Consider the following 16,102-nt stretch of genomic DNA (forward strand, 5'->3'; position numbering starts at 1 on the left):
GGCCACCACAGCCAAGCTGGTTGCGCTTGCGCGCAACGCGCCATGCCTGGCGCACAACGAAAAAGCCCCGTCGAAACGGGGCACGGCGTCAATCATCGGCGCCCTGATGGTCAGATCGAGAAGGACGAACCACAGCCACAGGTAGTGGTGGCGTTTGGGTTCTTGATCACGAAACGCGACCCCTCCAAGCCTTCCTGGTAATCCACTTCGGCACCCGCCAGGTACTGGAAGCTCATCGGATCGACGACCAGGCTCACTCCTTCGCGCTCGACAATGGTGTCGTCATCGGCGACTTCTTCATCAAAGGTGAAGCCGTACTGGAAACCCGAACAGCCGCCGCCCGTCACGAACACGCGCAACTTCAGGCGAGGATTACCCTCTTCATCGACCAGGCTCTTCACCTTGCTCGCCGCGCCCTGCGTGAATAGCAAAGCTGTGGGGGTGAAGGTTTCGACGCTCATGCTGACTATCTCCCGGCGCTAGACGCCATACTGCGTTGAGGCTCTGCATTATCCACTTACCCTACAAAAGCGGTCAACTATTCTGCAGAAACCAGATTCTCCGGCAACTCCAATGGTCGCGGCTGCTCTTTGAGTGGGCGTAAGCCCCCCTCGATCTGCGCCCCCATGGCCATCTCCATCAATCCGTAATACAGGGTACCGCACACGCGGGCACGACTGCCCAACTCCAGGTGCTCGCTGGCGTAAACGTCACCGATCACCTCTCCGTCGATCACTATGCGGGGGGCGCGGATCTCACCTTCAACCTGCCCCTCGGCACTGACCCGAACCATTCCATCACAGGCCTGCAGATTACCGCAGACCCGACCATCGACCTGGACCGCCCCGTGAAAGCGTAAGTCTCCATTGAGCTCCGCCCCTGCAGCAATCAGGCTGGTCTTGCCCGTGAAACGCTGCAGGTCGGTCTTGCGTTTATCTTTATTCCACATGCGAGGCTGTCACTCCTGGTCGATCCATTTGAATGTACGCTCCAACGGCTTTTCACCTTTGACTTCGGCACGCACCCTGACCTGATGCGGTGCGAAGCCTTCAGGCAACTTCAGCTCGGCGAAGCGTCCAGCTTCAGGAATCGCCTGGAAATGCTTGAAGGCGAAGGGGATCGCCTGACCACTGAACTGATCAGGCAAGTCTTGCGTCAATGCGGCCAGTTGCAAGCTGACCGCCTTACTGTCCTGACGCCCCTCCACCGTTACCATTAACTGGCCCTCGAGCGGCTTGTCGTCCTTGCCCACCCGGCTGAGCAGTATTTTGTAGCGAAAATGCATCGGCCTGTCCGTGGCCTGCAGCTCAAAGGTGCGGATACGCAGGCCTTCCCGACGGCTGGCTGGCGCCAACACGCCTTTATAGAACGCCAGATCCTGTTGCTGCTTGAAGATTTGCTCTTCAAGCAGCTTGATGGTCAACCGGCTCTGTTCGTTGGCCTGCTGTGCGACTTTCTCGCCACTGCCGACCACAACCAGGCGTTGGCGTAACTGTTCCAACTCCTGCTCCAGCGCGATCACGCGCTCCTGCATCGGCTGGCGCTCCACCTCGACCGACTGGGTCGCGCGCAACTGCCACCAGACTCCCGCATAGAACGCGGCGGGAACAGCCAGGAGCAACAACAGCAGCCCCCATCGCACGCGAGCGGCGCGACGCGGGTCGCTGGGGCGGACTTCCCAGCCGGCCATCAGGGCAGCATGGCCGCATGCGCCAGCCCTAGTCGCTCGTCGAGGCCGAAGAGGATATTCATGTTCTGCACGGCCTGGCCGGATGCGCCTTTGACCAGGTTATCGATCACCGACAGCACCACCACCAGGTCGCCATCCTGCGGGCGGTGCACGGCGATGCGACAGACATTGGCGCCCCGCACGCTGCGGGTTTCAGGGTGACTGTCGGCAGGCATCACGTCGACGAACGGCTCGTTGGCATAGCGCTGTTCGAACAACGCCTGCAGGTCGACTGACCTGTCCGCCACGCTCGCATACAGGGTCGCATGGATGCCGCGAATCATCGGGGTCAGGTGCGGCACAAAGGTCAGCCCCACCGCGGAGCCCGCCGCCCGGCGCAAACCCTGGCAGATTTCCGGAAGATGGCGGTGGCCCTTGACGCCGTAGGCCTTCATGCTCTCACCAGCCTCGCTGAACAGCGAACCGACACTGGCACCGCGCCCGGCACCGCTGACCCCGGACTTGCAGTCGGCGATCAACCGCGAGCTGTCGGCCAGGCCGGCCTCCAGCAGCGGAATCAAGCCCAGCTGTGCGGCGGTCGGGTAGCAACCGGGCACGGCGATCAGGCGCGCCTGCTTGATCGCTTCGCGGTTGACCTCCGGCAAGCCATAGACCGCCTCCGGCAACAGATCCGGCGCACCGTGGGGCTGGCCGTACCATTTGCTCCATTCTTCGGCGTCTTGCAGGCGGAAGTCGGCGGACAGGTCGATCACCTTGGTCCCGGCCGCCAGCAACTCGCCGGCCAGGGCATGGGCGACGCCATGCGGAGTGGCGAAGAACACCACGTCGCAAGCCCCCAGGGTCGCGACATCCGGGACGCTGAAGACCAACTCGGGGTAGTGGCCGCGCAGGTTCGGGTACATCTCGTCGATGCGCAAGCCCGCCTCGGAGCGCGAAGTGATGACTGCAACCTGCGCCTGTGGGTGCTGCGCCAACAGGCGCAACAACTCCACACCGGTGTAACCCGTACCGCCGACGATACCGACCTTGACCATCACTTGCCCCTTGCAAAAAGCCATTGGATAGCCGTCGATGATAAGGCCGTAACGGCCAACGGCCAACCGCGCAGATGACGTATCGGGCACGGGCCACTACTATCGAGCCAATTTATTCTTCCGGGAGTCGGACAATGCTCTTTCTGTGGCTCAAAGCCCTGCACATCATCGCCATGGTCTGCTGGTTCGCCGGGCTGTTCTACCTGCCACGCCTGTTTGTCTACCACGCCATGAGCGAAGACCAAACCAGCCGCGAACGCTTCTGCGTGATGGAGCGCAAGCTGTATCGCGGCATCATGCTGCCGTCGATGATCGCCACCCTGATTTTCGGGATCTGGCTGATCAGCCTCAACCCCGGCTACTACTTCAGCCAGGGCTGGATGCACGCCAAGCTCAGCCTGATCGTCCTGCTGATCGGTTATCAGCACCTCTGCGGCGCCCAGCTCAAGCGTTTCGCCCGTGGCGAGAACCAACGCAGCCATGTGTTCTACCGCTGGTTCAATGAGGCGCCGGTGCTGGTCCTGCTCGCGGTCGTCATCCTGGTCGTGGTCAAACCCTTCTGAGTCCCTGCCGAGGAATCCGTATGAGCCTTCCCGCCCTGCTCGAACAGCGTCTGCGCCTGCCCGTGGTGGCCGCCCCCATGTTCCTGGTGTCCAACCCGCAGCTGGTCCTGGCCTGTTGCCGCAACGGCATCGTTGGCAGCTTTCCTGCGCTCAACCAGCGCGACAGCGGTGCCTTCAAGGCCTGGCTGGAAGAGATCGAAGCCGGCCTGCCGGCCGAATCCGCGCCCTATGCGGTCAACCTGATCGTGCACGGCAGCAATCCACGTCTGCAGGCGGACCTGGCGATCTGCATCGAACAGCGCGTGCCCATCGTCATCACCAGCCTCGGCGCGGTCAAGGAACTGGTCGATGCGGTACACGGCTATGGCGGCCTGGTATTCCACGACGTGACCACTCGCCGTCATGCGGAGAAAGCGGCAGAAGCAGGGGTCGACGGCCTGATCGCAGTGGCGGCCGGCGCCGGCGGGCATGCCGGCACCTGGAGTCCGTTCGCCCTGATTGCGGAAATCCGCCAGTTCTTCGACAAGACCCTGCTGCTCTCCGGCTGCCTCAACCACGGCCATGAAATCCTCGCCGCGCAGCTGCTCGGCGCCGACCTGGCCTACCTCGGCACCCGTTTCATCGCCACCCAGGAGAGCGATGCCACACCGGCCTACAAGCAGATGATCGTCGACGCCCGGGCCGCCGACATCATCCACACCCCGGCGGTATCCGGGGTGCCGGCCAGCTTCATGCGCCAGAGCCTGGAGGCGGCCGGCTACGACCTCAAGCAACTGCAAAACAAGGGCGAGATCAACTACGGCGAAAAACTCAAGCCGATCAGCGACGAGGCCAAGGCCTGGAAAACCGTGTGGTCGGCCGGCCAGGGTGTCGGCACCATCAGCGATCTGCCGAGTGTCGATGCACTGGTGGCGCGCCTGGATCGCGAGTACCGGGAGGCGCAGCATCGGGCCCAGCTTCTGCAGCAGCGTTGGCCGCGCTGATGCGGCAGTACCGACTGGGCCTGAGTAACACGGGCGACTCGGCCATCGATCGCCAGGCTCGTTACCCGGCATTCGGCGCAAAAGGCTCAGCAAGCGATGCCGCCCCCTGACGAACCTTTTGTCGGCCGCGAGATGCCGCCTGCAAACCTGTGAAGCGGGCAGCATATTTGTGCTCTAGGCTGCTTGTTCAGAGGCCTGCAGGCCCGCTAGGCTGTAGTGGCCATTTACCCATAAGCGCCGACAAGGAAGCTTGCATGACCCAAGCCCGTTTCAAGATTGTCTTCAATGGCGAGTTGATGCCTGAAGTAGCGCTGGAAACCGCCCAAGACAACCTTGCACGCCTGTTCAAAAGTGACCGCACGCGAATCAAGGCGCTATTCAGCGGCAGCCCTATCGCCATCAAGCGCGATCTGCAGGAAAGCGAGGCCGATCAATACCTCGCGGCTCTGCACCGCGCGGGCGCCAAGGCGCGCAAGGAGCCGGACCTGGCCGCCAGCCTGAGCCTGGTCGACACCGAGGATCACCGTTCCGGCGAAGCGGCAAGCGACGCCGCTAGCGAGATGAACTGCCCCAAGTGCGGCCACCGGCAAGCCAAGGCAGCAGCATGTTCCGCCTGCGGTATCATCATCGAGAAGTTCGTTGCGCGTCAGGCGACGACGAGTCACGCGGCCCCAGCCAGCAGTCCGGCCACTACCCCCTATGCCACGCCCCAGGCGGCAGTGGGTGAAGAGCTACCGGCGTTCGGCGAACTGAATGTCTTCACCATCGACGGCAGGATCGGCCGGCTGCGCTATCTGGCCTGGTCACTGGTACTGATGTTCGCCTGCGCAGGGGTCATGGGTGTGGTAGCGATTGCAGCCGGCATTTCCGAGGTGTTCGGCGGCATCCTGGGGATCGCCGTACTGATCGGCATGCTGGTGGTCAGCGTGCAGATCGGCGTGCAGCGCCTGCATGACATCGGCTGGAGTGGCTGGCTGTTGCTGCTCAATATCGTGCCAATCGTCAACAGCGTGTTCTGGCTGCTGATGCTGGTGGTCCCCGGCAGCCAGGGCGCCAACCGCTTTGGCTCGCCGCCGCCGGCCAACAGCACTGCAGTCAAGATACTCGCCGGGCTGTTCCTGGCATTGCTGCTCGGTAGCCTGCTGACCCTGTTCCTTGGCGGCTTCGCCATGCTTGGTCTGGCGCTCAGCGGCATGGATCCAAGCATCCTGGGCACACCCGGCAATTGAACCCGCACCGGGCCGCGGTAATTTAGCCGACGGCCCAGGCAACCCGGAAACACCAGGGAGCTCCAGGCCGCCCCGTCACGGAGAACCCCACGCCCCGTTATGCCCTGATTACCGGCGCCTCCAGCGGTATCGGCCTGGCCCATGGCTGAGCAACTACCACGCGAGCAAGGCTTATGTCCTGCATTTCTCCGAAGGCCTGCGCGAAGAACCCAAGGAATACCGCGTCAGCGTTTCGGTGCTCTGCCCGGGGCCGACGCACAGTGCACTGTTCCGCTCGACTCGGATGGACAGCACGCAGCCCGAACACGACAAGCGCGTGATGAGCGCCGAGGTGGTAGTGCTGATCACGCTCAAGGCGCTGGATAAAAACCGCGCGATCATCATCCCCGGCTGGTGCAATCGGCTGCTGGCCATGGTGCCACGTCTGGCGTCGCACTGGCTGGTGAGCAAAATCGCGGCGCGGCTGATCAGGCCATGACCGTGCGCCCCTGAGCCCAGGCACGCAAGGCGTTGAGGTTTTCGGCCATCACCACCGACAAGGGCGCCGTGTTGTGGATAGCGTGCAGCAGCAGGGTCTGATCGACCGCCTGTTGTTGCGCCTGGGCGGCATACAGGGCGCTGACCACCACCTGTTCGATCTCGGCGCCGGAAAACCCGGCGCTGGCAAGCGCCAGCAGGTGCAGGTCGAACCCGGTGGGTTCCAGCTCGCGCCGCGCCAGATGAATGCGGAAGATCTCCGCGCGCACCGCCTGATCGGGCAAGTCGACGAAGAACAGCTCATCGAACCGGCGCTTGCGCACCAGTTCCGGCGGCAGGCGGTCGATGGCGTTGGCCGTCGCCACCATGAATACCGGCGCCTTGCGCTCGGCCATCCAGGTCAACAGCGTGCCGAGCACCCGCTGGCTGACGCCGCCGTCATGCTCGCCGCTGGCCAGGCCTTTCTCGATCTCGTCGATCCACAGCACACAGGGCGCCATCTGCTCGGCCAGGCTCAAGGCCTCGCGCAGGTTGCGCTCGGTCTCGCCGAAGAACTTGTTGTACAGGCAGGCGAAGTCCAGCCGCAGCAGGGGCAAGCCCCACAAGCCGGCCACGGCCTTCGCAGCCAGGCTCTTGCCGCCGCCCTGCACCCCGACCAGCAGCACGCCCTTGGGCAGGTCGACTCCCTCGGCGCCGAGAAAGATGCCCTGGCGCTCGGCCAGCCAGCGCTTCAGGTTGCTCAAGCCGCCGACCTCGACGAAGCGTGCGGTGTCGTACTCGAAGCTCAGCACCCCCTCCAGATCCAACAGCTGGAACTTGGTCTTGTTCAGCTCCGGCAAGTCTTCCTGGGTGATCGCGCCGTCGTCGCAGATCACCTTGCGCGCCAGCACCCGCGCTTCGCCATGACTCAAGCCGCGCAGGTTCTTCACCACCTGCTGCAAGGTACGGTTATCGGTGCGCACCCGGGCATTGCGATTACGCTCGCTCCAGCGGCTGGCTTCCTCGCGCACGATCGCCAACAACTCGTCTTACGACGGCAGCGCCAGGCTGAAGCGCGCGGCAAAGCGTTGCACCTCCGCCGGCAGCTTGCAGGCATGGGAAACCAGCACCAGGGTTGGCGCCTGCGGCGTATCGCGCATAGCGATTTCCTTGAGCAGGCGCACCAGCCTGGGGTCATCGGCGAGAAACGGGTGCAGGTCGCACAGCACATACAGGTTCGCCTGCGGATCGGCCTTGATCAGCCGCAACGCGGCCTCCGGCTCCTGGCTCGCGGCTTCGTCCGACTGCTCAACACCGAAGCCCAGGCGCTGCAGGCCTTCGGTCACCGACCAGGTGTGCAAGCCGAGGCCGCGCTTGACCGCCAGACCGGTCAGGGTTTCCAGCACACGCGGCTCGTCCCAAGACTCGATGAGGATCAGCTTGACCCTGGAGTCGAGCACCAGGCCCAGATCGTGGATATCGTTCTTCACACCAACTCCTTGTGGCGGTCATCTGGCTGGAATCGACCCACCCCGCTAGACTCGGGCCTCACTCAACAGGCCGGGAGACTGCGCCATGGACTGTCTGTTTTGCAAGATCGTCGCCGGGGAGATCCCCGCGCGCAAGCTTTACGAAGACGATCAGGTGTTCGCCTTTCACGATATCGGCCCCAAGGCCCCGGTGCATTTCCTGGTGATCCCGAAAAAGCACATCCACACCCTCAACGACCTCGGCGAAGACGACAAGGCCCTGGCCGGACACATTCTCTATACCGCCCAACGCCTGGCCAAGGAACAAGGCTGTGACGACGGTTTTCGCGTGGTGATGAACTGCAATGAATTGGGTGGACAAACCGTTTACCACATCCACATGCATGTCCTCGGGCAACGGCAGATGACCTGGCCGCCGGGCTGAACACCGCTTCCAGTCCAGTCGAACGGCCCTGACGCCGGTCAAGTCGTGGCGCACCGATTGGAGTAAACTTGCCACTCTCTTTTCGCCGGAGGCGCCCGATGGCCAGCGAACGTCACTACTCCCCCGTAGACCGCCTGTTCCTGCAAGCAGACGCGGCCCTGCGCACCCTGCTGCCCTTCAGCGGCCAACCCAGTCGCCCCTCACCAGCCATCGTGCAGGCGGAGAGCGAACTGGATGAGCCGACAGCACGGCATGTCGCCGGCCTGATGCGCATCAACCACACGGGCGAGGTATGCGCCCAGGCGCTGTACCAAGGCCAGGCACTGACCGCCAAGCTGCCGAACGTGCGGGCCGCCATGGAGCATGCCGCCGATGAGGAAATCGATCACCTGGCCTGGTGCGAGCAACGTATCCGCCAGCTGGGCAGCCACCCGAGCGCGCTCAACCCGCTGTTTTATGGCCTGTCATTTGGCGTCGGCGCCGTAGCCGGCCTGATCAGCGACAAGATCAGCCTGGGGTTTGTCGCCGCCACCGAAGATCAGGTGGTCAAGCACCTCGACGACCACCTGCAGCAGCTGCCCGCCAACGACGACAAGTCCCGGGCGATACTCAAGCAGATGCGCCTCGACGAAGAGCGCCATGCCACCAGCGCCCTGGAGGCCGGCGGCCTGCGCTTCCCGGCACCGGTAAAATTCGGCATGACGCTGCTGTCCAAGGTCATGACCAAGAGCGCCTATCGGCTGTAGCTGCAAGCAAATCAATGTCCGGGCCGGCAACTGCCGCCCGTCAAGCTTTGCCGCTGTGTTTCACGCGTTTACTTGAGGTTTGTAGCTTGCAGCTTGTTACCGGCACCCTACCCCAGTTCGACGATCTCGTAATCATGGGTAATCTCTACACCGGCACGACCGAGCATGATCGAGGCCGAGCAATACTTCTCCGCCGACAGTTCCACTGCACGCTTGACCTGAGCCTCCTTCAGGCCCCGGCCCTTGACCACGAAATGCAGATGGATCCTGGTGAATACCTTGGGCTCTTCGGTGGCCCGCTCGGCCTCGAGAAAGGCTTCACAGCTCTCGACCGCCTGCCTGGATTTTTTCAGAATGCTGACCACATCGAAGTTGCTGCAACCGCCCAGACCGATCAGCAGCATCTCCATCGGGCGCACACCCAGGTTACGCCCACCACTCTCCGGCGGACCGTCCATCACGATCGCGTGACCACTGCCCGACTCACCGATAAACAGGGCTTCACCGGCCCATTGAATGCGCGCTTTCATTAGCAAGCCTCCACTGTTAAAAAGGGGCGCAGCTTATCACAGCCCTTTTCACTGCCTGGCTACACCCTTGTGCGTGAAAGTTCAGCGGCTAGATGTTAGCCGTGTCGCAAAATCGGCCCAGGTCTTGGCGCGCTTGTTAAGCTGACGCCGGATTGCTGGCACACTGGGCCGGATAACTATAAGAAATTGCCTGTCAGACAAAGGCTTACCTTTATATTTTCGGGACTCGGGCATGGTCGCAATTACCCTTACACCTAAAATCAAGAATCTCGACAAACTCCTCGCACATTGTCACCGTCGTCGCTATACGGCAAAAAGCACCATCATCTATGCGGGTGATCGCTGCGAAACCCTGTTCTTCATCGTCAAAGGCTCGGTCACCATCCTCATCGAGGACGACGATGGCCGCGAAATGATCATCGCCTACCTCAACCCAGGGGACTTCTTCGGCGAAATGGGCCTGTTCGACAAGGACGGCGCGGAAAAGGAACGCAGCGCCTGGGTGCGCGCCAAGACCGAGTGCGAAGTGGCGGAACTCAGCTACACCAAGTTCCGCGAACTGACCCAGCAAGACCCGGACATCCTCTACGCACTCGGCAGCCAGATGGCCGAACGCCTGCGCAACACCACGCGCAAGGTCGGCGACCTGGCGTTTCTCGATGTCACCGGCCGCGTCGCGCGCACCCTACTCGACCTGTGCAAGCAGCCGGACGCCATGACCCACCCGGACGGCATGCAGATCAAGATCACTCGCCAGGAAATCGGTCGCATCGTCGGCTGCTCACGCGAGATGGTCGGCCGCGTGCTCAAGGCCCTGGAAGAACAGGGCCTGGTCAACGTCAAAGGCAAGACCATGGTGGTGTTCGGCACCCGCTGAAGTTGTCAGGTATGAAAAAGCCGGCGCATGCGCCGGCTTTTTACTATTCGTCGAGATCAGTCCACGTCAGGCGAACTGATCACCCGCTTGCGCTCGGGAAAAAACAAGCGCTCCAGTTCGGCGCCCGGGTTGTCGGCGCGCATGAAGGCTTCGCCGACCAGAAAAGCGTACACCTCGCTGATCTCCATCAGTTCGACATCGGCGCGGTTGAGGATACCGCTCTCGGTCACCACCAGGCGATCGCGCGGAATCCGCGGCAGCAGATCCAGGGTGGTCTCCAGGTTGAGTTCGAAGGTATGCAGGTTACGGTTGTTGATCCCCACCAGCGGGGTATCCAGGGTATTCAATGCACGCTCCAGTTCATCGCCGTCGTGCACCTCGACCAGCACATCGAGGTCGAAGGCCTTGGCGGTCGCCGCCAGCTCGGCCAGCTGCGCATCGGACAGCGCCGCGACTATCAACAGCACGCAATCGGCGCCCAGGGCGCGGGACTCGACGATCTGGTAGGGGTCGATCATGAAATCCTTGCGGATCACCGGCAGCGAACAAGCGTTGCGCGCTTCCTGCAGGTAGAGATCGGCGCCCTGGAAGAAATCCTGATCGGTCAGCACCGACAGACAGGTCGCCCCACCGGCCTGGTAACTGCGGGCGATGTCCGCCGGGACGAACAGCTCACGCAGCACGCCCTTGCTCGGCGAAGCCTTCTTGATCTCGGCGATCACCGCCGGCTGCTTGCGTTTGGCCTGTTCCTGCAAGGCCCGGGCGAAGCCACGCGGGGTATCGGCGGCACGGGCTTGCTGCTCCACCTCCGCGAGGCCGACTATGGCACGACGCTCGGTCACTTCTTCGGCCTTGCGGGCAAGGATCTTCTCCAGAATGGTTGGAATGCTCACCCTTGATTCTCCTGCTTGAATACCGCGGTAAAGGACACCAGTTCCTGCAGTTTCTCCCAGGCCAGCCCGGTATGCAGCGCATCATGAGCCAGTTGTACACCTTCTTTCAGGCTGCTGGCCAGATCGGCGGCATACAGCGCCGCCCCGGCATTCAGCACGATCATGTCGGCCGCCTTCTGGCCCTGCTCGCCCTTGCGCTTGGTCAGCGCATCACGGATCAGCGCCAGCGATTGTTCGGCGTCATCGACGGTCAGACCGATCAGGCTCTGGCTCTTGATGCCGAAGTCTTCCGGCTGGATGACGTACTCGCTGACCACGCCGTCTTTCAATTCGGCGACGAAGGTCGGCGCCGCCAGGCTGATCTCGTCCAGACCATCCTGGGCATGCACCACCAGCACATGCTCGCTGCCCAAGCGCTGCAGCACTTCGGCCAACGGCCGGCACAGCGCCTTGCTGAACACCCCCAGCACCTGGTGCCTGACCCCGGCCGGATTGGTCATCGGCCCGAGCATGTTGAAGATGGTGCGCAGGCCCAGTTCGCGACGCGGGCCGATGGCGTACTTCATCGCGCCATGATGGGCCGGGGCGAACATGAAGCCGACCCCCACGTTCTCGACGCAGCGTGCCACCTGCTCGGGGGTGAGATCGAGGTTGACCCCGGCGGCCTCGAGCAGATCGGCGCTGCCACTCTTGCCCGAGACCGCGCGGTTGCCGTGCTTGGCCACCCGGCCACCGGCCGCCGCGACGACGAAGGCCGCTGCGGTGGAGACGTTGAAGATATTCATGCCGTCGCCACCGGTGCCGCAGGTGTCGACCAGGCGTTCGGCGTCGATCTGCACCGGCGCGGCCAGCTCGCGCATGAGTTGCGCCGCACCGACGATCTCGTCGATGGTCTCGCTCTTCATGCGCAGGCCCATGAGGAAGGCGCCGACCTGCGCATCGGTGCACTGACCGGTCATGATCTCGCGCATCACCTCCTGCATTTCGGCAGTGCTCAGATCGAGCTGACTGACGACCCGGTTGAGGGCTTCCTTGATGTTCATGGGCGCACGCCTCCTTGTTGTTTGAGGAAGTTGGCAAAGAGCTCATGGCCCTGCTCGGTGAGAATGGATTCCGGATGGAACTGCACACCCTCGATATTCAGCGTCTTGTGCCGCAGGCCCATGATTTCATCGACCGCGCCATCGTCGAACTGGGTCCAGGCGGTGACCTGCAAAACGTCCGGCAAGGTTTCGTGCTTGACCACCAGGGAATGATAGCGGGTCACCGTCAGCGGGTTGTTGAGGCCGGCGAACACCCCGCTGTTTTCGTGGAACACCGGGCTGGTCTTGCCGTGCATCACCTGGCGCGCGCGCACCACGTCGCCACCGAAGGCCTGGCCAATGCTCTGGTGGCCCAGGCAGACGCCGAGGATCGGCAACTTGCCGGCAAAGTGCTGGATTACCGCCAACGACACGCCGGCCTCGTTGGGCGTACAGGGCCCGGGCGAAACCACGATGCGTTCGGGGTTCAGGGCGGCGATCTCGGCGACACTCAGTTCGTCGTTACGGATCACATGCACATCGGCACCCAGCTCGCCGAGGTACTGCACCACGTTGTAGGTAAAGGAGTCGTAATTGTCGATCATCAGCAGCATGGCAGGACTCCTCAGCGCGGGTTCTGGTCAGGGACGGTTTGTTCGGCCAGCGCGACGGCGCGGAACATGGCGCGACGCTTGTTCAGGGTTTCTTCCCACTCCAGAGCAGGTACCGAGTCGGCAACGATGCCGGCGCCGGCCTGCACATGCAGCTCGCCGTCCTTGATCACCGCGGTGCGGATGGCGATGGCGGTGTCCATGTTGCCGTTCCACGCCAGGTAGCCGACGGCGCCGCCGTAGACGCCACGCTTGACCGGCTCCAGTTCGTCGATGATTTCCATCGCGCGAATCTTCGGCGCCCCGGACAGGGTGCCGGCCGGCAGGATGGCGCGCAGGGCGTCCATCGCCGTCAGCCCTTCCTTCAGTTGACCGGTGACGTTGGAGACGATGTGCATGACGTTGGAATAGCGCTCGATCACCATCTTCTCGGTGAGCTTGACCGAGCCGGTGCTGGCGACCCGGCCGACGTCGTTGCGACCCAGATCGATCAGCATCAGGTGTTCGGCGACTTCCTTGGCATCCTCCAGCAGATCCTGTTCGAGGGCCTGATCGGCCTCCTCGTTGGCGCCGCGCGGACGGGTGCCAGCGATGGGGCGCACCGTGACCAGGCCGTCCTCGAGACGCACCAGCACTTCCGGCGAGCTGCCGACCACATGGAAGTCGCCGAAATTGAAGAAGTACATGTAGGGCGTCGGGTTGATGCAGCGCAGCGCCCGGTACAGATCGATAGGGGCGGCCTTGAACGGGATAGACATGCGCTGGGAAATCACCACCTGCATGCAGTCGCCGGCGAGGATATATTCCTTGATCGCCTTGACCGAGCGTTCGTAGTCGGCGCGGCTGAAGCTGGAGCGGAACGCCGGCTCGGCGCCGGGCGGCGCATTCAGGTCCACGCCCAGGCGCGGGGTGATCGGCTGGCGCAGCTTGTGCAGGATCTCCTGCAGGCGCGCCTGACCTCGTTCCAGCGCCCCCTCCTCGGCCGGATCGGCGAGGACAATGGCGTGCATCTTGCCGGCCAGGTTGTCGAACACCACCACGGCATCGGACACCATCAGCAGGATGTCCGGGGTACCCAGCGGGTCGGGATGGCTCGCGGCCGCCAGCTTCGGCTCGACGTAACGCACGCTGTCGTAACCGAAGTAGCCGACCAGGCCGCCATTGAAGCGCGGCAGCCCGGACAGGGTCGGCACCCGGTAGCGCGCCTGGAACTCCTCGACGAAGGCCAGCGGGTCGGCGCACTGGTGGCGCTCCACCTCGACGCCATCGACGCTGATGCTCACGCGGTGGCCGTAGGCGCGCAGCACGGTGCGCGCCGGCAGGCCGATAATCGAGTAACGGCCCCATTTCTCGCCACCCTGCACCGACTCCAGCAGGTAGCTGTTGGCCTCATCGGCCAGTTTCAGGTAGATCGACAACGGTGTGTCGAAGTCGACCAGGGTTTCATGGGCAAGCGGAATGCGGTTATAGCCGGCAGCGGCTAAACGCAGGAATTCTTCGCGGGTCATATCAGCCTCGTGGCTTGAGGGTAAACGGTCGTGTGCAAACGCGCCGCCATTGCGGCCAAGATCAGGTCAGAGGCGCCAGCGCCAACGGGCCAGGGCCTTGATGATTTTCATACCGGTTCTTGCGGACCAGCGCGTGCAGGTAACCACCACGGAGCTCTCTTAGGCAGGAGTAAAGTCTGGCAACACTAGCGCAGCCGCCAGACCTAAGCAACCCGGCCCGCGCGGCATAGAGGCTGAGAAAAAACCGCTTGCCTGCTGCGACCGCCGCCGGGCGGCTGCGACTGCGTTGCGCTACGCAAAAACTTCGGTCATTTGGCTCGCCAAACTCCCTCGTTTTCACATAGCGCGCCTTGTTTCGCTCGCTCGACGGCGCTCTCGCGACGGCCTTCGCTATTTTCCCAGCCTCTTAGCCGGCAACCAGCAGCTGGCGCAAATCATCCAGCACCCGCAGCGGGCCCTCTTCGGCGATCGGCCGACCGTGGTTGTAACCGTAACTCAGCGCCACGCAAGGCACACCGGCCGCCTTGGCCGCCAGCACGTCATTGCGCGAATCGCCGATAAACAGCGCCTGCCGTGCCTCGACCCGGGCCAGTTGCAACACATGCAGTAGCGCGGCCGGGTCGGGCTTCTGCTGGGGCAGGGTGTCGCCGCCGATGATCCAGCGGAAATAGCTGCCCAGGCCCTTGGCATCCAGCAACGGCGCAACGAAGCGCTCCGGCTTGTTGGTGATGATCGCCAGCTCGACCCGTTGCGCGCGCAGCCAGTCGAGGGTTTCCCGTACCCCCGGATAAACCCGGGTCAGGCTGTGGTCATCGGCATAGGCCTGCATGAACAGTTCGAGCGCCTGCTCGGCGTCGACCTCATCGATATGCTCGTGCTGCAGACCACCGGCCAGGGCACGGCGCACCAGCACCCGCGCACCATTGCCGACCCAGTCGCGCACCTGCTCGACTCCGGCCGCCGGCTGGCCGAGCTGGAGCAGGCTCTTGTCCACCGCCGCCGCCAGATCCGGCACCGAATCAACCAGAGTGCCGTCCAGGTCGAACATCACCAGACGTGGCAACTCGCCTTGGAACAGCGCATGCAGTGCGGTCACCCGCGCACCTGGGCCAGCTCGGCACGCATGGCGTCGATCACGCCCTTGTAGTCCGGCTGGCCGAAGATCGCCGAACCGGCGACGAAGGTGTCGGCCCCGGCAGCGGCGATCTCGCGGATATTCTGCACATTGACCCCGCCGTCGATTTCCAGGCGGATATCGCGGCCGCTGGCGTCGATCAGGGCACGTGCCTCGCGCAGCTTGTCGAGGGTACCGGGGATGAATTTCTGCCCGCCGAAGCCCGGGTTGACGCTCATCAACAGGATCATGTCGACCTTGTCCATGACGTGCTTGAGCACCTCCAGCGGGGTGGCCGGATTGAACACCAGGCCGGCCTTGCAACCGCCAGCCTTGATCAGCTGCAGGGAGCGGTCGACATGCTCGCTGGCCTCCGGGTGGAAGGTGATGTAACTGGCACCGGCCTCGATGAAGTCGCCGATGATTCGATCCACCGGCTTGACCATCAGGTGTGCGTCGATCGGCGCAGTGATGCCGTATTTGCGCAGCGCCGCGCAGACCATCGGGCCGATGGTCAGGTTGGGTACATAGTGGTTGTCCATCACATCGAAGTGCACGATGTCGGCACCCGCGGCGAGCACCTTGTCCACTTCCTCGCCCAGACGGGCGAAATCGGCGGAGAGGATCGACGGGGCGATGGCGAAGGATTGCATGGCGCACCTCAGTGGCATTCACGAAAGGGGCGCATTGTACCCGAGCGCATTCTCAGCCGTCGCCGGGACGATGGTCGGCGATTGTAGGGTGCGCCGCGCGCACCGAGGCGCGCGGCACAATCGTCAGACCAGCTCGTCGAAGCACTCGGCAATGATCGCCAGGCCCTTGTCGAGCAAGGCATCCTCGGCGGTCAGCGGCACCAGCACCCGCAGCACGTTGCCGTAGGTGCCGCAGGACAGCAGGATCAGGCCCTTGTCGCGGGCCTTGGCGACGATCTG

17 protein-coding genes and 3 pseudogenes are annotated in these 16,102 nt (G+C 63.4%); 7 read left to right on the plus strand and 13 right to left on the minus strand.

Annotation, left to right across the window (positions count from 1 at the left end):
* Nucleotides 1-110: 110 nt before the first annotated feature.
* From erpA to argC, 4 genes are all read right to left on the minus strand, one after another.
* Nucleotides 111-461, minus strand: coding sequence for an iron-sulfur cluster insertion protein ErpA (erpA, locus tag BM315_RS22845; protein ID WP_069520772.1), 351 nt, complete (start codon nucleotides 459-461; stop codon nucleotides 111-113).
* A gap of 77 nt (nucleotides 462-538) precedes the next feature.
* The gene (locus tag BM315_RS22850; protein ID WP_090505840.1) at nucleotides 539-949 is read right to left on the minus strand and encodes a bactofilin family protein; all 411 of its coding nucleotides are present in this window, start codon (nucleotides 947-949) and stop codon (nucleotides 539-541) included.
* A 9-nt stretch (nucleotides 950-958) separates the two neighbouring features.
* A complete protein-coding gene (locus tag BM315_RS22855) occupies nucleotides 959-1,690 on the minus strand; it encodes a DUF6776 family protein (RefSeq protein WP_244527363.1) in 732 nt (243 codons plus the stop codon).
* Nucleotides 1,690-2,724: an N-acetyl-gamma-glutamyl-phosphate reductase gene (gene argC, locus BM315_RS22860; RefSeq protein ID WP_090505842.1), complete on the minus strand. Its 1,035-nt coding sequence runs from the start codon at nucleotides 2,722-2,724 to the stop codon at nucleotides 1,690-1,692. Before argC ends, BM315_RS22855 begins: the two co-directional genes overlap by 1 nt.
* A 134-nt stretch (nucleotides 2,725-2,858) precedes the next feature.
* Here argC and hemJ point away from each other — a divergent pair, with 134 nt between their 5' ends.
* The 4 genes and pseudogenes from hemJ to BM315_RS25140 form a co-directional block, all read left to right on the plus strand.
* Nucleotides 2,859-3,287, plus strand: a complete 429-nt coding sequence (hemJ, locus tag BM315_RS22865) for a protoporphyrinogen oxidase HemJ (RefSeq protein WP_090505844.1) — start codon at nucleotides 2,859-2,861, stop codon at nucleotides 3,285-3,287.
* Nucleotides 3,288-3,307: 20 nt separating this feature from the next.
* Complete coding sequence (locus tag BM315_RS22870; protein WP_090505846.1) at nucleotides 3,308-4,270, plus strand: NAD(P)H-dependent flavin oxidoreductase; 963 nt, start codon at nucleotides 3,308-3,310, stop codon at nucleotides 4,268-4,270.
* A 254-nt stretch (nucleotides 4,271-4,524) separates the two neighbouring features.
* Entirely contained in the window at nucleotides 4,525-5,499 is a 975-nt protein-coding gene (locus BM315_RS22875; protein ID WP_090505848.1) for a DUF805 domain-containing protein, read from the plus strand.
* A 127-nt stretch (nucleotides 5,500-5,626) separates the two neighbouring features.
* Nucleotides 5,627-5,977, plus strand: a pseudogene (locus BM315_RS25140) (SDR family NAD(P)-dependent oxidoreductase); the annotation flags it as partial.
* Here the strand turns inward: BM315_RS25140 and BM315_RS22885 are convergent.
* Nucleotides 5,967-7,445, minus strand: a pseudogene (locus tag BM315_RS22885) (AAA family ATPase). The pseudogenes BM315_RS25140 and BM315_RS22885 sit on opposite strands and share 11 nt — an antisense overlap.
* A gap of 85 nt (nucleotides 7,446-7,530) precedes the next feature.
* On the opposite strand from BM315_RS22885, the gene BM315_RS22890 reads away from it, so the two are divergent.
* Together BM315_RS22890 and coq7 are read left to right on the plus strand one after the other, a co-directional pair.
* Nucleotides 7,531-7,869, plus strand: a complete 339-nt coding sequence (locus BM315_RS22890) for a histidine triad nucleotide-binding protein (protein WP_090505852.1) — start codon at nucleotides 7,531-7,533, stop codon at nucleotides 7,867-7,869.
* 98 nt (nucleotides 7,870-7,967) lie between these two features.
* Entirely contained in the window at nucleotides 7,968-8,615 is a 648-nt protein-coding gene (coq7, locus tag BM315_RS22895; RefSeq protein WP_090505854.1) for a 2-polyprenyl-3-methyl-6-methoxy-1,4-benzoquinone monooxygenase, read from the plus strand.
* Nucleotides 8,616-8,722: 107 nt separating this feature from the next.
* Here coq7 and BM315_RS22900 read toward each other — a convergent pair whose 3' ends face one another.
* Entirely contained in the window at nucleotides 8,723-9,145 is a 423-nt protein-coding gene (locus BM315_RS22900) for an OsmC family protein (RefSeq protein WP_090505856.1), read from the minus strand.
* Nucleotides 9,146-9,377: 232 nt separating this feature from the next.
* On the opposite strand from BM315_RS22900, the gene crp reads away from it, so the two are divergent.
* Entirely contained in the window at nucleotides 9,378-10,022 is a 645-nt protein-coding gene (crp, locus tag BM315_RS22905) for a cAMP-activated global transcriptional regulator CRP (RefSeq protein ID WP_090505858.1), read from the plus strand.
* Between the two features lie 56 nt (nucleotides 10,023-10,078).
* Here the strand turns inward: crp and trpC are convergent, their stop codons facing one another.
* The 7 genes and pseudogenes from trpC to BM315_RS24515 all read right to left on the minus strand — a co-directional run.
* Entirely contained in the window at nucleotides 10,079-10,915 is an 837-nt protein-coding gene (gene trpC / locus BM315_RS22910) for an indole-3-glycerol phosphate synthase TrpC (protein WP_090505860.1), read from the minus strand.
* Nucleotides 10,912-11,958: an anthranilate phosphoribosyltransferase gene (gene trpD, locus BM315_RS22915; RefSeq protein ID WP_090505862.1), complete on the minus strand. Its 1,047-nt coding sequence runs from the start codon at nucleotides 11,956-11,958 to the stop codon at nucleotides 10,912-10,914. Before trpD ends, trpC begins: the two co-directional genes overlap by 4 nt.
* Nucleotides 11,955-12,551, minus strand: a complete 597-nt coding sequence (locus BM315_RS22920; protein ID WP_090505864.1) for an aminodeoxychorismate/anthranilate synthase component II — start codon at nucleotides 12,549-12,551, stop codon at nucleotides 11,955-11,957. The genes trpD and BM315_RS22920 overlap by 4 nt, the downstream gene beginning before the upstream one ends.
* An 11-nt stretch (nucleotides 12,552-12,562) precedes the next feature.
* On the minus strand, nucleotides 12,563-14,056 hold the full coding sequence (trpE, locus tag BM315_RS22925; RefSeq protein WP_090505866.1) for an anthranilate synthase component I: 1,494 nt from the start codon (nucleotides 14,054-14,056) through the stop codon (nucleotides 12,563-12,565).
* A 406-nt stretch (nucleotides 14,057-14,462) separates the two neighbouring features.
* Complete coding sequence (locus BM315_RS22930; RefSeq protein WP_090505868.1) at nucleotides 14,463-15,152, minus strand: phosphoglycolate phosphatase; 690 nt, start codon at nucleotides 15,150-15,152, stop codon at nucleotides 14,463-14,465.
* Nucleotides 15,149-15,823: a ribulose-phosphate 3-epimerase gene (gene rpe / locus BM315_RS22935; RefSeq protein ID WP_090505870.1), complete on the minus strand. Its 675-nt coding sequence runs from the start codon at nucleotides 15,821-15,823 to the stop codon at nucleotides 15,149-15,151. Before rpe ends, BM315_RS22930 begins: the two co-directional genes overlap by 4 nt.
* Nucleotides 15,824-15,946: 123 nt before the next feature.
* A pseudogene (locus BM315_RS24515) lies at nucleotides 15,947-16,102 on the minus strand (aminotransferase class III-fold pyridoxal phosphate-dependent enzyme); the annotation flags it as partial.

Origin of the sequence: Pseudomonas borbori (assembly GCF_900115555.1) — a bacterium.
GTDB lineage: Bacteria > Pseudomonadota > Gammaproteobacteria > Pseudomonadales > Pseudomonadaceae > Aquipseudomonas > Aquipseudomonas borbori.

Coding starts and splice junctions, on each gene's coding strand:
- BM315_RS22850 (WP_090505840.1), bottom strand. CDS start 949: ATGTGGAATAAAGATAAACGCAAGACCGACCTGCAGCGTTTCACGGGC.
- hemJ (WP_090505844.1), top strand. CDS start 2,859: ATGCTCTTTCTGTGGCTCAAAGCCCTGCACATCATCGCCATGGTCTGC.
- BM315_RS22900 (WP_090505856.1), bottom strand. CDS start 9,145: ATGAAAGCGCGCATTCAATGGGCCGGTGAAGCCCTGTTTATCGGTGAG.
- BM315_RS22920 (WP_090505864.1), bottom strand. CDS start 12,551: ATGCTGCTGATGATCGACAATTACGACTCCTTTACCTACAACGTGGTG.
- erpA (WP_069520772.1), bottom strand. CDS start 461: ATGAGCGTCGAAACCTTCACCCCCACAGCTTTGCTATTCACGCAGGGC.
- crp (WP_090505858.1), top strand. CDS start 9,378: ATGGTCGCAATTACCCTTACACCTAAAATCAAGAATCTCGACAAACTC.
- rpe (WP_090505870.1), bottom strand. CDS start 15,823: ATGCAATCCTTCGCCATCGCCCCGTCGATCCTCTCCGCCGATTTCGCC.
- BM315_RS22855 (WP_244527363.1), bottom strand. CDS start 1,690: ATGGCCGGCTGGGAAGTCCGCCCCAGCGACCCGCGTCGCGCCGCTCGC.
- argC (WP_090505842.1), bottom strand. CDS start 2,724: ATGGTCAAGGTCGGTATCGTCGGCGGTACGGGTTACACCGGTGTGGAG.
- BM315_RS22890 (WP_090505852.1), top strand. CDS start 7,531: ATGGACTGTCTGTTTTGCAAGATCGTCGCCGGGGAGATCCCCGCGCGC.
- trpD (WP_090505862.1), bottom strand. CDS start 11,958: ATGAACATCAAGGAAGCCCTCAACCGGGTCGTCAGTCAGCTCGATCTG.
- trpE (WP_090505866.1), bottom strand. CDS start 14,056: ATGACCCGCGAAGAATTCCTGCGTTTAGCCGCTGCCGGCTATAACCGC.
- BM315_RS22875 (WP_090505848.1), top strand. CDS start 4,525: ATGACCCAAGCCCGTTTCAAGATTGTCTTCAATGGCGAGTTGATGCCT.
- BM315_RS22870 (WP_090505846.1), top strand. CDS start 3,308: ATGAGCCTTCCCGCCCTGCTCGAACAGCGTCTGCGCCTGCCCGTGGTG.
- coq7 (WP_090505854.1), top strand. CDS start 7,968: ATGGCCAGCGAACGTCACTACTCCCCCGTAGACCGCCTGTTCCTGCAA.